The sequence below is a fragment of the Trichocoleus sp. DQ-A1 genome (assembly GCF_039961955.1).
Taxonomy (GTDB): Bacteria; Cyanobacteriota; Cyanobacteriia; order Cyanobacteriales; family FACHB-T130; genus FACHB-T130.
Window position 1 is genome coordinate 34,781 of the sequence record NZ_JAMPKE010000013.1, and the last position, 24,253, is coordinate 59,033.

General features: G+C 46.3%; 19 protein-coding genes and 1 riboswitch. Of the genes, 10 read left to right on the plus strand and 9 right to left on the minus strand.

Annotated features, from left to right (window positions below; genetic code table 11):
• Positions 1 to 109: 109 nt before the first annotated feature.
• From gmd to NDI33_RS14470, 4 genes are all read right to left on the minus strand, one after another.
• A complete protein-coding gene (gmd, locus tag NDI33_RS14455) occupies positions 110 to 1,189 on the minus strand; it encodes a GDP-mannose 4,6-dehydratase (protein WP_190410680.1) in 1,080 nt (359 codons plus the stop codon).
• Between the two features lie 554 nt (positions 1,190 to 1,743).
• Positions 1,744 to 2,493, minus strand: coding sequence for a sugar transferase (locus tag NDI33_RS14460; RefSeq protein WP_190530365.1), 750 nt, complete (start codon positions 2,491 to 2,493; stop codon positions 1,744 to 1,746).
• Between the two features lie 160 nt (positions 2,494 to 2,653).
• A complete protein-coding gene (locus NDI33_RS14465; protein ID WP_190679148.1) occupies positions 2,654 to 3,808 on the minus strand; it encodes a glycosyltransferase in 1,155 nt (384 codons plus the stop codon).
• Between the two features lie 252 nt (positions 3,809 to 4,060).
• A complete protein-coding gene (locus tag NDI33_RS14470; protein WP_190432809.1) occupies positions 4,061 to 4,372 on the minus strand; it encodes a hypothetical protein in 312 nt (103 codons plus the stop codon).
• 27 nt (positions 4,373 to 4,399) lie between these two features.
• On the opposite strand from NDI33_RS14470, the gene NDI33_RS14475 reads away from it, so the two are divergent.
• Positions 4,400 to 4,546 (plus strand): hypothetical protein, encoded by a 147-nt coding sequence (locus NDI33_RS14475; protein ID WP_190410683.1) that lies wholly within the window; start codon positions 4,400 to 4,402, stop codon positions 4,544 to 4,546.
• A 44-nt stretch (positions 4,547 to 4,590) separates the two neighbouring features.
• Here NDI33_RS14475 and NDI33_RS14480 read toward each other — a convergent pair whose 3' ends face one another.
• The 3 genes from NDI33_RS14480 to NDI33_RS14490 form a co-directional block, all read right to left on the minus strand.
• On the minus strand, positions 4,591 to 4,992 hold the full coding sequence (locus NDI33_RS14480) for a hypothetical protein (protein ID WP_190410684.1): 402 nt from the start codon (positions 4,990 to 4,992) through the stop codon (positions 4,591 to 4,593).
• A complete protein-coding gene (galE, locus tag NDI33_RS14485) occupies positions 4,985 to 5,983 on the minus strand; it encodes a UDP-glucose 4-epimerase GalE (RefSeq protein WP_190410685.1) in 999 nt (332 codons plus the stop codon). Before galE ends, NDI33_RS14480 begins: the two co-directional genes overlap by 8 nt.
• Positions 5,984 to 6,231: 248 nt before the next feature.
• Positions 6,232 to 8,886: a filamentous hemagglutinin N-terminal domain-containing protein gene (locus NDI33_RS14490; protein ID WP_190679032.1), complete on the minus strand. Its 2,655-nt coding sequence runs from the start codon at positions 8,884 to 8,886 to the stop codon at positions 6,232 to 6,234.
• A gap of 653 nt (positions 8,887 to 9,539) precedes the next feature.
• Here NDI33_RS14490 and NDI33_RS14495 point away from each other — a divergent pair.
• From NDI33_RS14495 to NDI33_RS14515, 5 genes are all read left to right on the plus strand, one after another.
• Positions 9,540 to 11,030 (plus strand): choice-of-anchor Q domain-containing protein, encoded by a 1,491-nt coding sequence (locus NDI33_RS14495; RefSeq protein ID WP_190679034.1) that lies wholly within the window; start codon positions 9,540 to 9,542, stop codon positions 11,028 to 11,030.
• 229 nt (positions 11,031 to 11,259) lie between these two features.
• Positions 11,260 to 12,747, plus strand: coding sequence for a polyphosphate:AMP phosphotransferase (pap, locus tag NDI33_RS14500; RefSeq protein ID WP_190679035.1), 1,488 nt, complete (start codon positions 11,260 to 11,262; stop codon positions 12,745 to 12,747).
• Positions 12,748 to 12,822: 75 nt separating this feature from the next.
• Positions 12,823 to 13,869: a YdcF family protein gene (locus tag NDI33_RS14505; RefSeq protein WP_190410690.1), complete on the plus strand. Its 1,047-nt coding sequence runs from the start codon at positions 12,823 to 12,825 to the stop codon at positions 13,867 to 13,869.
• Positions 13,870 to 13,997: 128 nt separating this feature from the next.
• Entirely contained in the window at positions 13,998 to 15,746 is a 1,749-nt protein-coding gene (locus NDI33_RS14510; RefSeq protein WP_190410691.1) for an ABC transporter ATP-binding protein, read from the plus strand.
• Positions 15,747 to 15,979: 233 nt separating this feature from the next.
• A riboswitch (cobalamin riboswitch) is annotated at positions 15,980 to 16,130 on the plus strand.
• Positions 16,131 to 16,150: 20 nt separating this feature from the next.
• Positions 16,151 to 16,813, plus strand: a complete 663-nt coding sequence (locus tag NDI33_RS14515; protein ID WP_190679037.1) for a HupE/UreJ family protein — start codon at positions 16,151 to 16,153, stop codon at positions 16,811 to 16,813.
• A 97-nt stretch (positions 16,814 to 16,910) separates the two neighbouring features.
• On the opposite strand, the gene NDI33_RS14520 is transcribed toward NDI33_RS14515, so the two are convergent.
• Together NDI33_RS14520 and NDI33_RS14525 are read right to left on the minus strand one after the other, a co-directional pair.
• Positions 16,911 to 17,753, minus strand: coding sequence for a M56 family metallopeptidase (locus tag NDI33_RS14520; protein ID WP_190410693.1), 843 nt, complete (start codon positions 17,751 to 17,753; stop codon positions 16,911 to 16,913).
• On the minus strand, positions 17,744 to 18,175 hold the full coding sequence (locus tag NDI33_RS14525; protein ID WP_190410694.1) for a BlaI/MecI/CopY family transcriptional regulator: 432 nt from the start codon (positions 18,173 to 18,175) through the stop codon (positions 17,744 to 17,746). Before NDI33_RS14525 ends, NDI33_RS14520 begins: the two co-directional genes overlap by 10 nt.
• A gap of 222 nt (positions 18,176 to 18,397) precedes the next feature.
• Between NDI33_RS14525 and NDI33_RS14530 the strand changes: the two genes are divergently transcribed.
• From NDI33_RS14530 to NDI33_RS14545, 4 genes are all read left to right on the plus strand, one after another.
• A complete protein-coding gene (locus tag NDI33_RS14530; protein WP_190679039.1) occupies positions 18,398 to 19,078 on the plus strand; it encodes a tetratricopeptide repeat protein in 681 nt (226 codons plus the stop codon).
• Between the two features lie 92 nt (positions 19,079 to 19,170).
• Positions 19,171 to 21,528: a TonB-dependent receptor gene (locus NDI33_RS14535; RefSeq protein WP_242033291.1), complete on the plus strand. Its 2,358-nt coding sequence runs from the start codon at positions 19,171 to 19,173 to the stop codon at positions 21,526 to 21,528.
• A 180-nt stretch (positions 21,529 to 21,708) separates the two neighbouring features.
• Positions 21,709 to 22,488 carry a superoxide dismutase gene (locus NDI33_RS14540; RefSeq protein WP_190535444.1) on the plus strand — a complete coding sequence of 260 codons (780 nt, stop codon included), beginning with the start codon at positions 21,709 to 21,711 and terminating at the stop codon, positions 22,486 to 22,488.
• A 560-nt stretch (positions 22,489 to 23,048) separates the two neighbouring features.
• Positions 23,049 to 24,155 (plus strand): extracellular solute-binding protein, encoded by a 1,107-nt coding sequence (locus tag NDI33_RS14545; RefSeq protein ID WP_190410698.1) that lies wholly within the window; start codon positions 23,049 to 23,051, stop codon positions 24,153 to 24,155.
• The last annotated feature ends 98 nt before the right edge of the window (positions 24,156 to 24,253 follow it).

Here is a 24,253-nt window from a genome sequence, read left to right on the forward strand (position 1 = left end):
GGATTCAGGATATCTCCAAAAATTGATGAGTGATGAGTTTTGCATTAACTCATCACTCATTACTCAGTAGGGAACGGGGATCGCTCTTGCCCCTACAAGTCAAAACGACTTAATCGTGCATACTACCTACATTCTGGCGAATCGTGGCAAGATCCAGAGGCGAGTGCGAACCATTGCCATTCGGACAATTCAAGCCCAAAGCTTGCATATCCGCTTCTACCATCAAGCGAACTAATTCTTCAAAAGTAACCGATGGTTTCCAACCCAGCTTTTGATGCGCCTTCGTGGGATCGCCAATCAGTAAATCTACTTCCGCTGGGCGCAAATAGCGTTCGTCAAACTCTACGTAGTCTTTCCAATCTAGATTGACGTGTTCAAAGGCAATATCCAGGAATTGACGAATGGAGTAAGTTTCTCCTGTGGCTACAACGTAATCATCCGCTTCCTGTTGCTGTAGCATCAGCCACATTGCTCTTACATAGTCTTTTGCATAGCCCCAGTCCCGCTTGGAATCGAGATTGCCCAGGTAGATTTTTTTCTGCTTCCCGGCAACAATGCGAGCGATCGCTCTGGTAATCTTGCGCGTTACAAACGTCTCTCCTCGCCGCGGACTTTCATGGTTAAAAAGTATCCCGTTACATGCAAACAGGCCGTAGGATTCCCGGTAATTCACCGTCTGCCAGTGAGCGTAAAGCTTCGCACAAGCATAAGGACTGCGAGGATAAAACGGTGTGGTTTCCTTCTGAGGCACTTCTTGTACCTTACCAAACATCTCAGAAGAACCCGCCTGATAAAACCGTACCTCAATGCCAGTACGTTGTTGGTAGTCCCGAATCGCTTCCAAAAGGCGTAGCGTCCCCATCCCAACCGCATCAACGGTGTATTCCGGCGAGTCAAAACTAACGCGGACGTGGGATTGGGCACCTAAATTATAAATTTCTACCGGCTGGACTTGTTCTAAAATCCGGCGTAGCGTCGTGCCATCGGTTAAATCGCCATAGTGCAGAAACAACCGCACACCCTCTTTGTGAGGGTCTTCATACATATAATCGATCCGGTCTGTATTAAATGTAGAAGTCCGGCGAATGATCCCGTGAACCTCATAGCCTTGCTCAAGCAAAAATTCGCTCAAGTAAGAACCGTCTTGTCCCGTAATGCCCGTAATTAGCGCTCGCTTGCGTTGCGTCATACTTAGTATTCCCTATAGCCTGTGACGAAACAATCGTCTTAACAGTAACTGGTAATTATCCTGTAAGCTTTCTCTCGCTAACATTGCAGCAAGAGTCACTTGCACCCAAATTTATGAAAAATCCCTCTGTAAGTAGAGGAAATCCTTAATTCACTCCTTAGGTTAACGCAAAATCTTTGGCGCAACATCAGGAATATACGTAGATTCTTCTAAGCCTCGGCAATAAGACTTACGTATTTCGACGGTGGACTAAATGTTGAGCAAAGAAGAGGGGAAAAGCTTCTTGCAAGAGTACCTACAATACCTGTTGCATAAATTCTGAGCGACACAAATTGATTAATCGCCATCACAACAACTCACTTACCTAGGTCGTGAAATCAGACATGAAGAGTCTACCCGCTCTAGAGGCAAGCGGAACTCCACAGTCTTCTAAAACTCATCAAACTAATGAATTACAAAGTGCTACAGCCCTCTCCAAGTAAGGAGGAAAGCTGTAGGAGTCGTTGTTTAAAGAACTTTATTTGAGTGATGGATTGCCGAACGTCGGCTATTTTTCAGTAGGCACCATTGTCTTTGGGGGAAACGACAACGCCAATTGTTTTTACAACTAGCCACAAATCCAGCCAGAAATTCCTGGCATTGACGTAATAGACATCTATCTGGACTCGGCGCGGATAAGGGATGTCATTGCGCCCAGAAACTTGCCATAATCCGGTGATTCCAGGTCGAATCGTCAGCACTTTGTCAATGTGATGTCCGTATTTTGACAACTCCTCGGCAACGAGAGGTCTTGGCCCGACAACGCTCATGTCCCCTTTAAGAACGTTCCAGAATTGGGGAAACTCATCCAGGCTAGTTACCCGTAGGAATTTACCAATCCATGTAATTCGAGGGTCGTCTTTGAGTTTGAAATTATCCTCGAATTCCTGACGCAGATGAGGTGAGGTTGCCATCATTTGCAGCAACACTTCGTCTGCATTTGGCACCATCGTTCTGAATTTGAGACAACCAAAAGGCTGATGATTTTTCCCGATTCGTTCCTGGACATAAAAAATTGGACCTCGTGTGCTCAGAGCAATCAGCAAGGCCAACAACAGGTAAACGGGAGAAAACAAAATCAAAACCGACAGTGAAAACAGAACATCAAAACATCGCTTAGCGAAATCTCGGTCTAGACGCTGTAGCGGGAGGTCTCGCTGTTTGCTCAAACCTCTGGGCCTACCTGTCGGCGCGAGTGGTTGAAAACCTCGCTTCACGAACGCCCACAACATCTTGCCGGAGATAAGTTGGCTTTCGGCAGTCATCTTACTCCTTCACTTCACACCACACAGTCCCGATCATAAAGCCACAAGACGCCTGAAGACAGCTAATGGAGTCCCAGAAAGTAGAATTTGGTCATTAGTCATGGGTCATTGGTCATTAGTCATGAGTTTTTAGCAACCGGCTAAAGAGCATGACTGATGATTAGGGACGAATGGCTGAGGATGACTGAAATTCTTGATAACAGCTCTCTAGAAAGGCTAGATAGCGCTTCTGGAAAGTTTGAGGGGCGAACTGAGAAGCGCGGACTCTAGCAATCTCCGGATTAAATAATCCTTGCGATGCTTCAAAGGTTTTTACCGCTTCTATCAAAGCCGCTTCTGTTTGGGCTGGAAAAAATAAGCCAGTTCCCTGTGTCGGGTGTTCCCGAATATCCAGAACGGTTTCTAATGCCCCACCAGCACCATAGGCGATCGCAGGAGTGCCACAAGCTTGGGCTTCTACCAACGCCATGCCAAAGTCTTCACAGGCTGCATATACAAATGCTTTTGCTTGAGCCATATACTGCTCAACAACATCATCTGGTTGTGACCCTAGCACTTTTACATTGGGTTTCGCTAGCTGGCGCATTTCGTCAAGTTCCGGCCCCGTGCCAATCACCACAAGCGGGCGTCCCAGTTGGTTAAAAGATCGGACAATTAAAGATACTTGCTTGTAACTCACCAGCCGGGAAACGGTGAGGTAAAAATCTTCTTTTTGGGGCTGAAAGGAAAATCGCTCAACATTGACGGGTGGATAAATGACTTCTGCTTGCCGCCGATAGCAGCGCCAGATGCGACGTGCGGTGTGTTGGGAGTTGGCGATGAAATAATCAACGCGGTTTGCGGAGAGTACATCCCACTGACGCAGTTGATGAAGGAGATACCGCGTCAGGATGCCTGGGAGACCCCGTCCTAGTCGGCTACTGTCTAGATAATCAAAAGTTAAATCCCAGGCGTAGCGCATGGGCGTATGGCAGTAGCAGATATGCAGTTGTTGTGGGCTGGTGAGGACTCCTTTGGCGACAGCGTGGGCAGAGGAGAGAATTACGTCATAGTCGCGTAAGTCCAGCTGTTCAATCGCTACCGGCAATAGGGGGAGATATTTCTGGACGCCACTACGGGCTTTCGGGAAGTGTTGCAGGAATGTGGTGCCAATGGGGCGATTGAAGAGATAACTTTCAGGATTGGTGGATTCAAAGTCAATTAGGGCATAGAGGTCGGCATCAATGTGCTTGAGGATTTCACGGACAACGAGTTCTGACCCGCCAGTAGCTTCGGGGGTCAACCATTCATGGACGAGAGCATATTTTAATGACAAAGCTGACTTCACAGTTGCGCGTACTTAAGGGCTGAGTGTAAATTTTACTCACTCCTCAGCCCGCGATCGCTAGCTCAAGAGCGATCGCTGTAGACTCTAAGTGCATTACCGCACTTTTGCACGCCTGACACTGGATTACAGGGAATTAAAAATAGACTTCCTAGAACTTAGCTTAGAAAAATAGCCTGATTCTTCTCTTCTACTACTTTTTTGAGCTTTAGAGAGCGAGTGGAAATCGCAGGCAGCTTTTGGTTAACTTCCACAGTAACTGTTTATCCCGTTTACTAAATTTTTTTCTGGATTATAGGATTTCTGCAATTTTTTAAATCCAGCGTCAACTGCGGGAAAATCCCTTTTTTTGAGAGCTGAAACATATTCGCGAGTTGCCTTACTACTCTCTCGATACATTCTAATAAAATCAGCTTGAAACTTTTTAAGCTTTGGATCGTTGACGCTAATATTTGTCATTTTTTGAGCTGATTTATCCCAAATCTCGGCTGTTTTAGCTAGCGCTTCTGGAGAGCTATTCTGACCTCCATTGGTCACGGTTTTGGTTTCATTCACCGTTTCATTGGTAATCTTGAAAATCTTTTGACACTGAGTGATTTTGCTTTCGGTGCAACTGACGATCGAGAAACTGACGGCGGCAGTCACGGGAAGGATGACAGCGTACCGACGAAGAAAGTGCATGAAAACTCTCCTGATGAGTTGATGGGTACTTCCACTTTATTTCCCTAGGATTGACAGCCAATCGGGATACGATGGCAAACCAGAGACCGAGATTAAGATTCGGTCTCTTCCGTTGCTTCAATGGCATCCACAAGGCGTTGTAAAGCTTCTGTTAGCTGCATCAACCGCACAAGAGAATCATCTTGGGTTTCTGCTAAAGTTTGCACCGCATCGCTTAAGGCAAAAATTTGATAGTGCTGCTGTTGGACTTGATGCCCCTGTTCTTGTACTTGAATAGTCAGGGCATCCACTCGGTCAGCAAGGCGGTTAATTGTCTCATTAGTGGCAATTACTGCCTCTCTAAGGTTTCCCTGTTGTTGTACTTGAATTGTAAGAGCATCTACTCGCTCGCCAAGACGGTCAATTGTGTCAGCGCTGGCAAGTACTGCCTCTGCAATTTGTTCAACAATCGATTCTAAACGACCTAATCTAACTTCCACTCCAGAATTATCCATGACGATGCTGATGCCATTGCCAAGCGTCAGCAACGATTTTACTCAGGTCTGCGTATTGCGGACACCAACCGAGGATTTTTTTTGCTTTATCGCTGCTGCCGACTAAAATAGGGGCGTCCCCGGCACGGCGATCGCGTTCTACTGCTTTGATCTCCCGCCCCGTGACCGCCTTGGCTGTCTCAATCACTTCTCTAACTGAGAAACCGTTGCCATTGCCTAAGTTAAAGACATCGCTCGTTCCCCCTTGCAGGAGATACTCTAGCCCTAAAACGTGAGCATCTGCTAAGTCGCTGACGTGGATGTAGTCCCGAATTCCGGTGCCATCTGGGGTCGGGTAATCGGTGCCGAGAATGAAGATAGATTCCCGTTTGCCCAAAGCTGTCTGAAGTACCAGGGGAATCAGGTGCGTTTCTGGCTCGTGATCCTCACCGAGTAAGCCATCGGGATTCGCCCCAGAAGCATTGAAATAGCGGAACGCCACGGACTTTAAATCGTAGGCAATATCAAAATCTGCCAGAATTTTCTCTACCATCCACTTACTCGTCGCGTAAGGACTGAGGGGATTTTGGGGATGGTGTTCGGTCATGGGAACTTCCTGGGGCATCCCGTAGATGGCGCAAGTGGAAGAAAAGACAAATTTCTTCACGTTTGCTGCCACCATTGCTTCTAGCAGTGTCAAAGTGCCAACGACGTTGTTCTGGTAGTATTTGGCGGGATCGGTGACGGACTCTCCCACCGCAATATAGGCGGCAAAGTGCATAACTGCCGCAATGTTGCGAGTGGCAAAGAGTTGGTCGAGGAGAGCGCGATCGCTCATATCTCCCACTACCAGTTCTACTTTGAGTACATTTTCCACCAATTCCCGATGTCCGTACACCAGGTTATCTAATACCACTACCCCATAGCCTGCCTTGATCAGCGCCAGTACGGCATGGGTTCCAATATATCCAGCTCCACCCGTCACCAGAATGGTTGGTTTGACTTGCGACACGTTCAATACCTTCTCAAACTTTGAATCAGTGCTTTATAAGGATAGCTAACTGAGGGCAATGCGTTGTCCTCGGTAAGAGAGCTTGTGTTCCTTATAAATACTTTCCTTCACCAAACTAGCGATCGCATACCTCTTTCGTCGGAAAATCGCACAGAAACGCGGAAGCATCCCCATTTCTGTGCGATTCAAAATTATATCTTAGAGATTTTTGCGGCTGAGCTTACAAACCAGCGCTTTAGCGACATTGATTACTTTTGAGGAACTGCGCGATCGCTTTGTTGTCGGGGAACAAACAGGGTTTTAGAGCTTGCCGGTGGTTGATTGCGGCGATCGCGGTGTTCTTGACAGCGAGGCAACCTGTGTAAAAGTGGCAGCTTTTCATCTTCGAGACTCTCTACCGTACACAAAATCGGTCTTTGATTTTCTGCACCCGCTACTGGTACAGGTGAGAGTGTATTTCCTTGAAAGTCTGTCACAATTTCTGTCTTGGGTTGGTTCCCAGGTTCCGGTTGGGGATTTGAACTGGGTACGGGGGTAGGAGTTGGCGCAGGACTTGGCACGGGAGTTGGCGCAGGACTTGGTGCAGGAATTGGCGCGGGAATTGGCGGTGGAGGAGTGGTATTGATCGTAATATTGCCCTGAACAGTTCCACCGGGGAAAGATTCGGGGGGCGAAATTGTCGAAGTGCCCGTGGTGATGGCTTGGGCAGTTCCATTCGTCGTGGGATCGCCAACAACAAATGGAGTCGAGGGGACTGGAACTCCCCCGTGATGATTGATATTAATGGCTCCACCCCCGCCCGTTCCGGTCGTGTTAATGCTGGGGTTATTGTAGGTAAAAGTAACAAACTTATTATCAACGGTGAGATTCTGTCCCGCCGCGATAGTTACATTACCGCCAGTGCCACTGCCAAGACTCTGAGCATCGATGATTTTGGCGGCGATATCATTACCAGCAATCAGCGTGATGTCACCACCATTGCCAGAGGAAGAGCAAGAATTGCACTTAGAACTGGAATCTATGGTTTCAGTCTTGATATTGCCTCCGGCGCTAATTGCGATCGCGCCGCCAGTCCCAGAAGCAGCCGTGCCAAAGTTATCAGAAGAGGAAAAGATATCTCCGGTTGTAATATTTCCCGATGGGGCGCTGAGGGTAATTGCACCTGCATTACCAGGGCGATTGCGAGAGTCTAAATTGTAAACTTGATTAACTGGATCGGCGGCATTAATAGAACCGCTGGTGCTGCTAATACTTATATTTCCACCAGACGACTGAATGGTTTGAACATTAATATCACCCGGTGCCGACAAGGTAACATTTAAAGGTTCCGCTGGTCCCAATAAATCATCAGATTTAATGGTTCCTGCAACTGTAATCGTTCCAGCTGAGGTAGGAGATTTCACAAAGGTTGTGTAGGAGGGATTTGCGCCTGCATCGTCAAAATATTCGGGAGGGGCACCCGGAAAGGGTTCGGCGAAGGGTACGTTATCAGTTGTCCCAGTCGCACCTGCTTGTAAAATCAGGGCACGACTATTAGGATCTACCTCTGGATCGATCGCATTAATGACGATATCTCCACTAATCGTAATTTTTCCGGCTGCGATTATCTTCAGGGAAGCACCCGTATAAGAATCAAGCATGACATCGCCATCAGACGTAATGATGGGGTCATAAATACTTTGAAACTTGCCGCCAGCCCCCGATAAGTTGAGAATTGAGAAATTCCCCCCTGCTGAATAGTGAGCATCTCCAGAAATCACTCCATCACTGATTAAACTGAGATTGCCGCCACTTTGAAAGGGTGTTTCTGGGTGATTCAGTGCCAAAATATCAACCGCTTTATTGCCTTGAACAGTGAGATTCCCTCCCGCCTTTGCCACAAAAGGAGTCGCGACGCTATCCCGCACTCGCACGGTATCTTTTGCCAGCAAATTCATATCCCCAGATGTCTGTATTTGGCTTTCAACCAGAGTCAAATTATGGTTGGCTGAAAGTGTAGCTGTTCCCGCATTGAGCTGACGGACTACCACATCCCCCGCTTCTACTTTGATACCAGAACCTGTTAGTTCTACCTCTCCTTTGCTATTTGTGGTGAGTCCCGTAGCATTTCCCGCTTTACTACCCGTTAGTAGTTGGGGTAGAGAGGAAACTGTTCCGGTTGAAGGCTGACTAGCATCAGAAGAAATGGGTTGAATCTCTAAACTTAGCAATTGACCGGGTTGACTAATCCGTACGGTATTCTGTCCTGGTACTGCTGCCACAATTAGTTTACCTCCTGGTGCTGACAGCGTTCCCTGGCTAACAACAGTGCCACCCAGCAAGGTAAGATTTTGTCCTTCTTTGACCGCTAGTTCTCCGGAGTTGACAATAGCACTCGGTTGAGCGGTATTAAACGAATAACTGCTAGGCGTTCCCGTTAAGGTTGCGTAATTATTATCACCGCTAGCATTAAAAGAATTAGAGCCAAAACCAATCCCTGTGGCACTGGTTGCGGTAAAGCTTCCCGGCACATCCAATCTGGCATTGGCACCAAATATAATCCCCGATGGATTCATCAGGTATAAATTAGAATTTCCTCCGCTGACTTTAATTAAGCCATCAATTGTAGAGGGATCTCCACCCACTACTCTGCCTAAAATATTTTCAATTTTGGGATTAGAAATAAAGTTAGCTATTTGGTCTGCATTGAGGTTAAATTGCTCAAAGCTGTGGAAAAGGTTTGCTCCATCACCAGACAGTTTTCCTCCGCCGATATTGATTGTATTGCCTTCAGGAGCGGCAATTGTGCCCGTACCGTCTTGAGCTGGAACAATCGTTTCTGCCTGTGCCGGTTTCACAGCGATCGCTGGTGCAACGGCAAGTAAGCTAAGCAATACGCCAGAACTTTCAAAAGCTGATTTCATCTGGTGTTAACCCATTGGGATCATGATTTATCCTGCTCCTCATTACCAGGATTGATAGAACTATCAGGATCTCAAACAGGCTTCATTAATAAATAAATTAAATATTTTTGAAAGCGAATTTTATTAAACTCTATTTGTGTAAATATAGGGATAAAAATACTTTTATCTTGTACGCACAAATACGAATCAATAGCTAATTCTACGGTTAACTATAATTTCTATTTTTAAATAAAAATATATTTGTACTTTGGCAATGCTTTAATAATATAAAACCTGTGTAAATTTACTGAACCTTGAAAAGGTTTCCGGATTGACAGCTATAACAAAGAACTATTTAACAAGGCTTGTTGCAAGACAATTTTACAAAGTTAAAACTACGTATATTCGCAGAGGATTAAAATTCCTATTTTTGGTAAAGACTCTATTTGAGATTACAACTTATTCCTCGATCTGAGGCTGCCGGATTTGTTAGGGAACCAACAAATATTGAGTCTGTCAAATATCTGGGTTGTTAGCTTAGCTTCTAACCTTTCTCACTTCCAACCTTTTTTTGCAATTGCACAGTATTCTACGCCCAAAAATAAGTAAGCTCATTTGGTCATGCAATTGCGAACAATAAATCTCTTCTAATATTGAATAATGAGGTTTTTGGTATGAAACAACCACTCTATTTCTTAACTCTCGCTTTCTGTGTTGCCTTAACGATTTCCTCACATCAAAAAGCTGAGGCGGCTGGAACTGTCGGGAACGGAACCGCTGCAAGTTGTACTGAAGCTGCTTTAGATACTGCTTTAGTAGGTGGGGGGACTGTAACCTTTAATTGTGGTTCTAGTCCGCATACGATTGTAGTGAAAGAAAAGGTACTTTCCGCGAATACAGTAATCGACGGACGAAGTGTAGTAACTCTCAGCGGAAATGGAACTAATCGGATTTTTTCCACTGATAGCCTCGTTCAACTGACTCTAAGAAATCTCACTATTGCGAATGGCTTTAGTACCGAAAATGGTGGCGGCGTTTATAGCGGCTACAGAGGTAAGTTAGTGGTACTGAACTGTACCTTTAACAACAACAAATCAACAATGCCGGGAGAGGCGGGAGGCGGTGCAATCTATAGTAAGAGTGAAAGTACAATTGTTGTAGATAAAAGCACTTTTACCGGAAATCAAGCTAGCCTCGGCGGAGCAATCTATGACTTGCTCAGCGACTTAACCGTAACGAATAGCACTTTCACGGGAAATACCGCTGGAATTGTGGCTCCTGGGGGGGCGGGTGGTGCCATTTATAATGATGGTGCGAATGGTAATTTAGGTAAAATTATTCTCCGGAACAACACCTTCACAAACAATATTGCCACCAATCAAGGTGGGGCTTTTTTTAATCAACTTTATAACAACAATACGACGACAATCGAAAATAACACCTTCTCTGGAAATAGCGTTACGGGCACTGGCGACAAAGGATTTGGCGGTGCTATTTTCGTGGTCGGTGGCACCACAACTGCCCCTAATTACACTGCCGGAACAAACAGCACTATTTTTATAGTGAGGAACACTACCTTCTCTGGCAACATTTCTGCGAATCAGGGCGGGGGACTGTGGACGGGAAATGACGTAAGCGCAGAAGTTTCTAATACTACTTTTTCAGGGAATCGTGCTGTGACTCCAGATGCCAAGGGGGGTCTAGGCGGCGCAATCATGAGAACCAGTGGCAAGATGACCATCAATAATGTCACGATTGCTAACAATTATGCTGGGTTTATGGGGGCTGGTATTTTTGGCAGCAGTCCAGATATAACCCTGAAAAATACAATTATCGCTAACAATAAAGCGGATAATGGCGGGAATACCTGGAATATTAAGCAGAATTGTTCTGACGAAATGACTAATGGCGGCAACAATATCCAATTTCCCGCCAAAAACCCAAACGATCCCACTGACAAAAACTGCGCGGTTGGCATCACGATTGTTGAACCAATGCTAGGTGCACTTTCTGCGACTGGTGGTTTGACTCAGACTCTACCCTTATTAGCAGGGAGTCCAGCGATTAATACAGGAAATAACGCGACTTGCTTGGCAACGGATCAACGAGGTGTTGCCAGACCGCAAGGTGGTGTTTGCGATATCGGAGCATTTGAAGCAAAATAATCAGATGGGTAGTTGGTAACGGGATGTAATTTACCAATTACCAATTTTTTTTAAACTATCTAGTGCCTGGAGCCGAAAACAAGAAGAAAAAGCGCTTTTGTCTTCTTGTTTTTGGCTCCTGTATTTTTATGTCTAAGCTTTGACATTTGCAGATTGTTACTGAATAGTTAGCTCAACAGGTGCAAGACTAGGAGATAGTCAAAGGTACTATTCTTCTCTAGTCAACATCATGCTGGATACGCTGGATTTGGATCTTTCCCTCGATAAAAATACTTACGAGTCTCAGATTGAGACGCTAATGCGTCAAGTGCGATCGCTCCAAAAGGCTTGCTGGGACAAAAAGCTACCCATGATTGTCGTGCTGGAAGGTTGGGCGGCAGCGGGGAAAGGTGCTTTAGTCAAGAAAATGGTCAATTACATGGACCCGCGAGGGTTTACGGTTCACCCGATTTGGCCTCCCAACCAGGAAGAGCAACAATACCCTTTTTTGTGGCGCTTCTGGCGGAGACTGCCAGTCAAGGGCAGTATTGGGATTTTTTATCATAGCTGGTACACCCATGTTTTAGAAGACCGGCTGTTTGCACGAATCGAGGACTCAAAAATCCCAAGCGTGATGGCCCAGATAAACGCCTTTGAGCGCCAACTGGTGGATGATGGAAATGCGATCGCTAAATTCTGGATTCATCTCAGCCGCAAAGAATTAAAGCACCGGCTAAAAGAATATGCCAAAGATCCCTTAGACTCTTGGCGAGTGCGTCCAGAAGACTGGAAACAAGAGAAACACTACGGCAAATATGTAGATTATGCCGAAGAAATGCTCGTCCAAACCAGCACTGGCTCCGCCCCCTGGACATTAGTTGAGGGCAACTGCCAACGCTGGGCGCAGGTCAAAGTCCTCACCCAATTCGCTGCCACTCTTACAGAAGCCCTCGACCGACTTCACATTCGGACGCCTATCACCCCTGTACCCCCTCAAAAACACCTCAACCCAGCAGAGCCGGATCTCTTAGCGCAAGTCGATCTCAATCTTGCTCTCTCCAGGGATGAGTACAAAAAGCAGTTACGCGATGCCCAAGTAGAACTGCTGAAGCTTCAGATGAAGATTCACAAACATCAAGTGCCCGTCTTGGTGCTGTTTGAAGGTTGGGATGCGGCTGGGAAAGGAGGAGCCATCAAACGCTTAACCGATGTCCTCGACCCCCGCAGTTATGCCGTTCATCCCTTCGCAGCACCTACGGATGAAGAGAAAGCGCATCACTACCTCTGGCGGTTCTGGCGGTGGTTGCCAACAGCAGGGACAATTGGCATTGATGACCGCAGCTGGTACGGGCGAGTGTTAGTAGAGCGTGTTGAAGGTTTTGCCACAGAACTGGAATGGCGCAGAGCCTACCAGGAAATCAATGAGTTTGAGAGCCAACTGACGAATGCAGGCTACGTTTTGGTCAAGTTCTGGCTGCATATTAGTCCTGAAGAACAGTATCAGCGATTCATATCGCGTCAGAATGACCCCTTTAAAGAATACAAACTCACCGCCGAAGATTGGCGAAATCGGGACAATTGGGCTTTCTATGAAGTGGCAGTCAATCAAGCAATTCAGCGGACGAACACTCCTAACGCTCCCTGGACAATTGTTGCTGCGAATGATAAATACTATGCCCGTGTTAAGGTAATTCAAACCGTAACCGAGGCGATTCGGGCAAAATTGAAACGTCAATAAGAGGCAATCGGTAATCGCTGGTGAATAGTCGTTACCAATTACCCATTACCAATTACCCATTACCAATTACCTACTATGTTTTTACTACTAACGCGGGTTCTGCTGTGGCTGCTGATTGGCACCTTAGTCTACTTTTTGTTAGTGCGATGGATTCCCAAACAATATCTCGCTTGGTTGGGCGGGCTGCTGTTGTTTGTCATCATGGTGATGGCGTTTTACAACCCCAATGAAAGGTTGGTATCGAGTGCCTGGAACATTCTTTCGTTTCCGCTCAAACCGTTGGGGTTGTCGATTATGCTTTTGTTGTTCGCCATCGGCGGAGTGAAAAAGAATGCGCTAACAGGCGTAGCTTGGAACCAACTTAGGATAGCCTTCTTCGTTTTGTTGTTGTCTAGTTTGCCAATCGTTGCCTACTGGCTGGCTCAGCAAGCGGAAGTGGAGGCGATTCAACTGGAGCAACGACGCCAACTGATTTGTCAAACTCAATGTCCGGCTGATATTACGCCAACCGGCTCTCAAATTGTGGGGGCGATTGTGGTGCTGGGGCGAGGGACGACACAACCAAATCTTCCCTACCGGACACAGATTCAATTAACTGATACAGGCGATCGCATTCTATACTCTGCTCAGCTGTATCAAGAACAGCTACGGAGCGGTAATGACCCCTTAGTGATTGTCAGTGCAGGACCTAGAGCGGAGCTGACAGGAAATCAAGATAGTGTTAACGAGGCTAACGATGTCGCGGCGCTACTGGTCAGGATGGGTGTACCCCGCAATCGAATTGTGATTGAACCGCGTGGGGTTGATCTCCGCACCAGTGCGGTCAGAGTTGAGGAAATCTTGAGGCAGCGCGGTATTCGATCGCGCCGGATTATTCTCGTTGCCTCCGGCTTAAATATTCGCCGTGCCAACCTTACGTTTGCCAATTTGGGCGTCACGGTCATTCCCAGAGCTACAGATTTCTTTACCTTTCAAAGTGGGGCAACGCCTGCCCGACGCATCACCGTCACGGATTTTGTTCCCACCGTGGAAGCGCTAGTCACGACAACGCGAGTGGTAGAAGAATATCTCACTTTCATCTACTACTTCTTACGCGGCTGGTTGACACCCCTCGTTTTATAGAAGCAGCACGAGCGCCAATTCGTCTACGATGGTTTGGGATTGGATGTTAGGCGAAAGCTTCTTGCAGGTTGCAAGAAAGTTTTTTGTCTGTTGCCTTTTCTCAGTTTTTAATCCTCAGTCCTCACAGAATGGCTCACTCTCGGCTGCAAAAATTGGGTGCTTATCTGCGTCCCCACTGGCGACAGGCTACCTTAGGCGTTATCGCGCTGTTTGTTGTGAATGCAGTGGGCGTTTATATCCCTTTGCTGATTCGAGATAGCGTTGACGAACTCCGCCAAGCGTTCGACTTCGCTCAAATCTGGAAGTATGTAGCGCTAATCCTGATTCTGGCTTCGGCAATGTGGGTAGTGCGGATGGCTTCGCGCATCTTGCTGTTTGGAGTCGGGCGACAAGTAGAATTTGACCTGAAACAAAAGATTTTTCAGCATCTACTCACTCTGGAACCGTCTTATTTTGCAAGCAACACTGCTGGAGATTTGATTAACCGGGCGACTAGCGATGTGGATAATATCCGGCGTCTGCTGGGATTTGCCGTGTTAAGTTTGGCGAATACAGTCTTTGCCTACGGACTGACATTGCCGGTGATGCTATCGATTAATTTGAAGCTGAGTCTGCTGGCGATCGCAGTCTATCCGTTTATGCTGATCGCTGTGCAGCTATTTAGCGATCGCCTACGGAACGAACAGCTGGTGTTGCAAGAGGAACTCTCTAGCATCAGCGAGTTGATTCAAGAGGATATGAGCGGGATTGGTCTGATCAAAATCTACGCTCAGGAGGAGAACGAACGCCGCGCCTTCTCCCGGTTAAATAATCGCCTGTTGCAAGCCAATATCCAATTAGCAAAGACCAGAAATGTCTTGTTTCCAATCATTCAAGGCATGGCTTTTATCAGCTTACTGATATTGCTATGGGTTGGAGCGCGATCAATTGTGGCAGGTGCGATCACAATTGGCGATTTTCTGGCATTAATTCTCTATACTGAACGATTAGTTTTCCCCACCGCTTTACTGGGTTTTACGATTACTGCCTACCAACGAGGTGAGGTGAGTATCGACCGCATTGAGTCAATTCTGATGGCAGAAGCCAAAATTAAAGATTCTCCGAATGCACTCGCATTACCCGTTGAAAAAGTAAGCGGTAAATTAACAGCCCGTCAACTCAGTTATACGTTTCCGGGAGCCGAAACTCCCGCGCTTAAGAATGTTAGCTTTACGATTGAACCAGGGGAAACCGTGGCGATTGTCGGACCAATTGGCTCCGGAAAATCGACACTTGCCAATGCCTTGCCGCGATTAGTGGATATTCCAAGCGATAGTTTGTTCGTAGATGGCAATGATATTACGCAGATCAAATTGCCCGATTTGCGCGGAGCGATCGCTTATGTCCCTCAAGACAGTTTTCTGTTCAGCACTACCATCAAAAACAACATTCGCTACGGCAATCCTCTGAGCGAACAGACAGAGATTATTAATGCTGCCAAGCAAGCGCAAATTCACCCGGAAATTCTCAATTTTCCCCAGCAATACGAAACCGTTGTGGGTGAGCGCGGCATTACCCTCTCAGGGGGACAGCGACAACGGACGGCTCTCGCCCGTGCTTTGCTGATGGATTCCCCGATTCTGATTTTGGATGATGCTCTCTCCAGCGTTGATAATCAAACTGCCACAGCCATTTTGAATAATCTTTCGGAAGGCATCCAGCGCAAAACGGTTATTTTTATCTCTCACCAATTGTCTGCGGCTGCAACTGCCGATCGCATTTTTGTGATGGATCGAGGTCAAATTGTGCAGTCTGGGACTCATGCCGAACTTTTGCAACAACCTGGACTTTACCGTTCGCTTTGGAACCAGCACGAGCTAAAGGAAATCCTCAGCTAATTTTAGTGGCACTCAAGTAGCGATCGCTATTTGAGTTTCTTGAGGTAATGCAATTTGATTCGTCGGGTTGGATGGTACTTCGGAAACCCTGGGTGTAAAGAACATTAAAGCCGAACCCAGCAGACAATTAACGCACATTTTTCCGATTCCTCCTCAAATAAAGCGGCTCTTGGAGTCATCTGTTTGAGGTTCATTTTACCCATACTTTTTAAAATGCCAGCACTGAAGTGATATGATTGCCCTACTCAATCGGTTCTGGTGGGGAGCAGCCACCAGAGGTAACGGGGAAAGTTCGGTGTAAAACCGTCGCTGTCCCGCAGCTGTAATGAGATCCGTCGTTTTGGTCTCTCAGCCAGAATACCCGCCAAGAGAAATTGATTTGCGAAATCTGCGAGGTACAGAATATGTCTAAAGATAGACGCTTTGCTTTCTTAAATCTGATGCAAAGCCGAACAGTAATTGTATTTTTGGTTTTAATTAGCACTTTCCTATGCGCCCAGCAGGCGATCGCTCACCATCCAATGGGTGGCAAGCCGCCGTCTAATTTATTTGAAGGGTTCTTTTCAGGGCTAGCCCACCCCTTAATTGGACTGGATCATTTTGCGTTCGTGGTGGCGATTGGTTTACTGGCGGTTGGGCAAGTGCGGGGCGCGTTCATCCCAGCCGGGTTTGTATTGGCAGCACTGGCGGGAACTGGGATTCATTTACTCAATCTAGATTTACCGGCAGCTGAGATAGCGATCGCAGGTTCCGTAATTGTTTTTGGGGCGCTGCTGCTAACGCCAAACAAACCAAACTGGATGGTTCTTCTGGCGCTGGGAGCGCTTGCTGGTTTATTTCACGGCTATGCTTATGGCGAGGCAATCGTTGGTGCTGGTATGACGCCGCTTGTTGCTTACCTTCTGGGTTTCACTTTCATTCAATATGGCGTTGCCTTGGTTGCCATGCTGCTTGGCAATGCAGTGAGCCGGAAATCTGCCACTCAACCGTTACCCTGGCAGCGATTCGCCGGTTTGGCTATCTGCTCGATTGGAGTGGTTTTCTTGAGTAATTCCGTCCTCGGTTAATGATAATCTCGCGCAAAGGTGCAAAGACGCTAACAAAAACTTTGCGTCTTTGCGCGAAATTTGAAAGGAAATTATCCTGATTGTGCAACACCAAAATTTAAGTGTGAAACGGCACGGTTACTAGCGGCAGAAACCCTAGTAGTATCCAATGCCAAAGCCATAAGCTGGGTGAAGCTGACTCCTCTGATGGTGCCAGAAGCGCTTCGATTCTCTCCTCTAAACGATTTCGAGGGGTCATGGCACTGAACGCTGCACAGAAACTTTCAGACTGTACTGGCGAGACACTCACCACCAATAGCAGAGATTCTGCTAACAACAAGGGATCTACCTGTTGCGCCGCCCATCGATCCGCACGAAGTTCCCGCAATAGTAAAAGTTCTTGCCACAAAGCTTCTGTATTCGGCAACCAAGCGGTTATCTGGCGCACCCAGCCAAGCCAGAAAAACCAAAACGTATCCCGATAATAGTAATGCGCTTGTTCGTGGGCGAGAACTGCTTCTAGATGATCTCGATCGAGGGTTTCTAACAATCCCTGACTGACGACTAATTCAGGCTGCCAGAAACCAATTTGGGCGCTAAATAGAACGCTGGCATTGAGAAGGCGACCCAATTTACCTTCAAGCTCAATTTGGGGATAAGTGCGTGTCTGTTGTACCGAACGCCATCCTTCATGTGCCAGCTTTAGACATAAAATTCCGGCAACGCCTAAAAATCCCCAGGCGAAGGAGTAACTGAACCATCCGGCTTGCAGTCCTCCCATTTTTCCGTCTGCACCCATGCAAATAACTGCGATCGCTGTCACGATCAATAGCAGCGGCGGAAACAAAAATAACCCAAAGGATCGTTGCCAGCGTTGCGTCCAAGTTCCCGATGGCTCTAACCCTGTGCATCTCAGACACCACGCCAATCCTAACGCCGTCAGAATCATCGCTAGATGCATGATTTTCCCTCCTCTCTCGCTTTGCGTGCGGATTGAAGACGAAGCGCGATCGCTTCTATTTGCTCTACGCTAGCGCTATCTAGGCTATCTGCAAAGGCGGCGACGACATCTGGGTTCCCCACTGCCAAAAACTGGTGTAACTGTTCGTGAGCTTTAATGACTTGCGCTTCTTCCCGCGATACCAAAGGTTGCCAGCAAAAGCTTCGTTCTTGTTTATCGCAAGCTAGCCAACCTTTTTGGGTCAGGCGACGCAGCACCGTAGTTACAGAAGTATAAGCTAACTCCCGGTCTGGGTCAGCCAGAATGCGATCGTGTACATCCTTAACGGTGGCAGAGCCGAGTTCCCAGACGATATTTAAAATCTCCGCTTCCAAAGGGCCAAGGGAAAGTTGTTTGGGACGGTAGTTAGGTAGAGGAACCATACATCTGAACTTTGTGCCTTGTGCAATCTCTGAATAAGCTTACACTCCAAACTTGCACTCTTGTTCAAGTTTGACAGCTTGTCTTTTGACGGCAACAACGACTCAACTCAAAATAATGGGGTTGCATCCCAATCAGAGCCAAATCTGCTGACATTGAGCCTGCGTAGGCAGGCTTTGTTTGTGTAGCCACAGACTTACAGCCTGTGAGCAATTGGCTACTAAATGACGGGTGTTACGCAGTGCTTTCTCAACATCTATGTTCTCAACGTCTATGTTATGAGTCGCCTTTCCCGCAAGATTGTCATCTTCAGCATTATCTTCAGCATTGTAATGGCACTGCTGAATTCGCCGTCGATGGCTCAAGCTCAGCCATTACAAATCACGCTAACGGCGAGTACCGATACAGATCAAATGAGCGCTGAGGACTTCTTCAAGCGCGGAGTTTACGAGGTATTGAGCGGAGATTACCCTGAAGCGATCGCTGATTTAAACCAAGCAATTCGGCTCAATCCCGATAATGCTCAAGCTTACACGAATCAAGGTCTTGCCCGCGCTGCCCTCGGAGATACGCAAGGAGCGATCGCTGACTTTAGCCAAGCAATTGAGATCGACCCCAGCCTCGCTTTAGCTTACTATAATCGGGGTTTTGTCCGCTCCCAACTACAAGATTATCCGGGAGCAATAGAAGACTTTAGCCAAGCGATTGAACTCAATCCTCAGGATGGCGATGCCTATCACTGTCGCTGTCTCATTCACTACACGTTGGGAGATAAGCAGGGAGTGAGAGCAGATTTTGAGAAAGCCACCGATCTCTATCTACAACAAGGGAAACGACAACAATATCAAAGTTTACTACAAGAAATTAAAGAGCTTCATTCGTCAAGTCATTTTCTGTTTTCTTAATCATTTGTTACCTTGAATCATCCATGCGATCGCTAAAGCTCGAAGCAATTAGCTAAAACGATTATTAACTAAAACTTTATTGGAAAAAATATATGAATAAACAATTATTGTTCAATAGTTTTTTGATGGCGAACGTTGTAGCAGTATTCATTGCCCCTCCAGTTCTGGCGGAAGTTACACAAGTCACTAGCATTCGTTTAATTCCCACAAGTAGCGGCATTCAGGTAATTTTAGAAACTACGGGTGGTAAGCTTTCTCAAATTTTGACATCCAGCAGTAACGATATCTTTATCGCTAACATCATCAATGCTCAGTTGAGCTTACCCGAAGGGAGTCGTTTCTATCAAAACAACCCTACTGATGCAATCACTGCTGTATCTGTTACTCCTTTGGATTCTAATAGTATTCAGGTAGTCATAATTGGAAAGGCTGGGATTCCGCCCGGAGAAGTTAATCAAAGTGATTCCGCGCTTATTTTCAACATAGATAATACTACTGATTCCATAGCATCTGAGCCTGATAGCGAGGCTGATGAAACGCCTGAAGCAGTTGAATCAAGTGAGTTGACAACTGAGCCAGAAGTTCAAGTAGGAACAAATGAAGAAATTCAATTAGTCGTAACGGCGAAGAGAGAAAATTTCCCGGAAACGTCTACGCCCGTCTATACAATTAATCAAGAAGAAATTCAAAAGCAAGGCGCTAATAGTGCAGCGGAAGTCTTGAGAGGACTCCCTGGATTTGCCATTAATGATGCCGGTTTCGGGGCAGATATTCATACTGGCACTTACTACCGGGGACATTCGATTAATCAGTCTGTTTTTCTCCTCAATGGCAGACCTATCAACACGAATATTAATACTTATCATGGTGCTACCGACCTTAATAGTATTCCAGTAGAAGCAATTGAACAAGTGGAATTATCTAGCGGCACCAGTTCTACTTTATATGGTTCGGAAGCTTTTGGAGGAGTTGTTAATATCATCACCAAACAAGGGCAAGAAGTTCCTAAACTCAATGCTTCAGTTGAATATGGCTCTTTTAATCAGTCCAACTATCGGATTAGCTACGGGGGTTCTGCGGAAAATCTAAGATTTAATCTCGGCTATGAAGAGTACGAAGCAGATAATCGTTATGCTGTCCCTAAAGGTGCAGCGAATCGGAATTCCGAAGGTCTTCTATTTAACGGAGATACCGCAACTAGCAACTACTTTGGCGGGATATCGCTAGATTTGAATTCAAGAAACACTCTTAGTTTAGATGCTTCTAAAATTAGCAGTCGTCGGGGATTACTTTATTTCGGGTTTCCTCTGCAAAGAGACAGATTAGACCACGATGCTTTTAATATTGGGTTATCTTGGAAGGCTTTGCTAGGAGAAGGGGAAGATTCTGTTCTGAGAACGACACTTTCTTACAATCAGGATTACTTTAATACTTATGGCCCGACTCAAAATATCTTCTACCGGACTGGTACTCTGAATTCCCAAGCTCTCAATGCTAGGGTAGAGCATCAATGGCAAACATCTCCTCGAAATACTCTAACTTGGGGCTTCGATGTACAAAATAGCTACTTAAATGGGAATGTTTTAAGTACAGTCCCTAATCAGCTTACCCTGAACGAAAGTGAAAACAGAGATAGGTTTCATACAGCAATATTTGCTTTAAATACTTGGAAAATAAGCAACTCATTACAGGCAGATTTTGGTCTGCGACAAAATTTTAATAGTGACTTTGGGAGCTATTTGAATCCCAGTGTCGGGGGACGGTGGGCTGTTACTCCAACGGTGGCTGTGCGGGGCAGTTGGGCTTCGGTTCAGCGCAATCCTGGATTAGATCAATTGTATGTTTTTGATACGGTTCATAACTGGTTGCCGAACCCGGATCTAAATCCAGAAACCGGCTCTTCTTGGACGGCTGGAGTCGATATCCAGTTTTTAGAAAATTTGGCAGGACAGTTTACCTATTTCGGCAGCCGTTTAGATAATCGCCTCGGAGTTATATCAGGTCGTTGGGCGAATATTGGTCTAGTTAATACAAATGGGTTGGAGGCAGCATTACGGTGGCAAATGACTCCGCAATGGTCAACTTTTCTTAACTATACTTATACAGATGCGCGAATTGAGACCGGCTTAGAGAAAGGATTACAGCTAGGTTTAATTCCTTACTCAGTAGGACAATTCGGGATTGGTTATGCGAGTGGAGGATGGCAATTGAATCTATATGCAAGTTACCACGGCGGGGCACGGAGAGCTTTCTTTAATAATCCTGGCGAGAGTAACAAAGATTTTTCCCCGTCCTTTTTAAATTTAGATTTAAGCGGTCGGATTCCGATTACTAAGAATTTTGGGATTACAGTGAATTTAGAAAATTTAGCTGATGTAAGGTACGAGAAAGCAAATCGAATCTATCACCCCGGTTTAACTTTACGAGTTGGCTTACAGTCCAATTTTTAAAAATTTTGGATAGGTATTGGATAGGGTAAGAGTAGAATTTTACTGCTTTTTGTCAGAGCGATCGCTTAACGCAATCCTGTCATCATCCCGAAATTACCTCCTTGAGATAGAGGTATTTATGCCGCTAGACAGGTGTAATTTTTGATGAAAGCGCAACTTTCTACCGAAATTGATTGAATTATGGCTCTTTATCGTCGAAATTTCCTGTTTCTGCTAGGTGGCACTGCTGGAGCAGCCGTCATTGGGGCTTTCCCCGCAGCTTGTGCAGCTCAAACAACTCCAAAAAGTGAAAACCAGCAAGCACAGCAGCAGACACCGCAAGCACAACAGCAGGGGCAAACGGCAAATACTTTTACACTGCCGCCTTTACCTTATGCCTACAATGCTCTGGAACCCCATATTGATGAGGCGACGATGCGGTTTCACCATGATAAACACCATGCCGCCTACGTCAAAAATCTGAATGAAGCCGTGAATAAATACTCGCAACTCAAAGGCAAGAGTCCTGAAGAATTGCTTCGTGACATCAATAGCGTGCCAGAAGATATTCGTACTACAGTACGCAATAACGGCGGCGGTCACGTAAATCATACGATGTTTTGGGAAATCATGGCACCCAATGCTGGTGGAGCGCCGACGGGAAGAATTGCCGAAGCGATTAATCAAAGCTTTGGCAGTTTTGATGCTTTCAAAAAGCAATTTAATGAAGCCGGTAGCAAGCGTTTTGGCAGCGGCTGGGCTTGGCTGGTTCGCGGCAAGGATGGTAAGTTGCAAGTGATGAGTACGGCGAATCAAGATAGTCCGTTGATGGAAGGAATGTATCCGATTATGGGCAATGATGTCTGGGAACACGCTTACTATTTGAAATACCAAAATAAGCGTGCTGATTATTTAGATGCTTGGTGGAACGTCGTTAATTGGAATGCAGTAAACCAGCGATTTGAGAAAGCATCAGCTTAGTTGAATGCCGCTGATTTCAGCCCTAAACTAAAGTTTGGGCTAATAGCTTAAACCCGTTTAAACGGGTTTAAAGGCTGACCAGTAAGTTAAAGCTTACTTCAGCTTTAATCCGGAAATTTATTTGCAAACTCTTTGTGTTAATGCCATCCCGGCCTAGCCTAGTTGCTCGAAGCCTTAGTTAGCAGGCTCAATTGAGGCTGTGAAGCGCGAGGTGGCTCTCGCAGTGCTAGATGGACTTCGTTTGTCTCGCCGGATTCCCGCCTCTGGGCAATTTGCTCTCATCGGGATGCTCCCGAGCCTGGGAACCCAATGCCTCTACAGCGCTATTTTTGTAGCTTAATGATAATAATTGACAATAACTCTTTTTGCAGCTATATTCAAAGGTTGTCAATTACGTTACTAAAAGTTGATAACACAGGCTATAGAAGATGGCTTCAAAGAAAAGCAACCCTTTGTACAGGTAGTGGGTGGAGAATTTGTTTGTGGTAACTTAACAAACGGTTCTTAGCTACCTAGTTAAAAAACATTGTCAATATAAGATTTTATTGAGGAGTAACCTGGTGAAGCGTCGAAAGTTTGTGTTTTTAATGGGACTGGCAACTGCGAGCGGTGGGTTAGCGATCGCCTGCTCTGACAACCAGAGTGCCACGACTCCCAATGCAACCTCCCCAACCAGCAGCCCTGCCAGTACGACTGCCGCCAGTCCATCTGCCAGCCCAGTTGCCGCCACCGGCCCATTGGAAAAAGAACTGGTGGTCTACTCAGGACGGGACGAGAAACTGGTTGGCGACCTGATTAAACAGTTTGAAAAGGAAACTGGGGCGAAAGTACAAGTCCGCTATGGCGACACCGCTGAGTTAGCAGCAGCCATTCTGGAAGAAGGTAAAAATAGTCCGGCTGACGTTTTCTTTGCTCAAGATGCCGGGGCACTCGGAGCAATGCAAAAGGCAGGTAGGGCATCGCAGTTGCCAACTTCACTGCTCGATCGGGTAGAAAGCCGCTACCGCTCACCGGATGGGAAGTGGGTTGGAATTACGGGTCGAGTGCGGACAGTAGACTACAACACCAAGTTAGTTAAGGCAGCAGATTTACCAGAATCTATCACTGGCTTTACCGATCCAAAGTGGAAAGGAAAAATTGGTTGGGCACCTACGAATGGCTCCTTCCAGTCCTTTGTCACCGCTTTGCGCGTCTCGCAAGGGGATGAGAAAGCTAAGCAATGGCTAGAAGGCATTAAAGCCAACAATCCCAAAACTTACCCCAAAAATGCGGCAATTGTAGAAGCGCTATCCCGTGGGGAAATTGCGGTCGGATTTGTCAATCACTATTACTTAGAAAAGTTCAAGCAAGAAAATCCCCAAGCTCCGGTGGATCATCACTTTACCAATGATGTTGGTTCCTTGGTTAACGTGGCGGGCGTGGCAATTTTAGAGGGTGCAAAACATCCCAATATTGCTCAGAAGTTTGTGGACTTCATGTTGGCTCAGGATGCTCAGAAATACTTTGCCACCAAGACTTATGAGTATCCACTAGCTTCGGGAATCGCTCCGGCGGGGAATTTAAAAGCACTCAACGGAATTCCCAGCCAAGCGACTGCCATTGACTTAAGCAATCTGAACGACTTGGATGCAACGTTGAAGCTTTTGCAGGAGACACAGGTAATTTAAGTCGTTTGTGGGAATGGGGAATAAGTACTGATAACTCTTATTACCCATTACCAGCCTTCAAAAGTGATGTTATTTCCGCAATTTTGTTGAATTGCTGG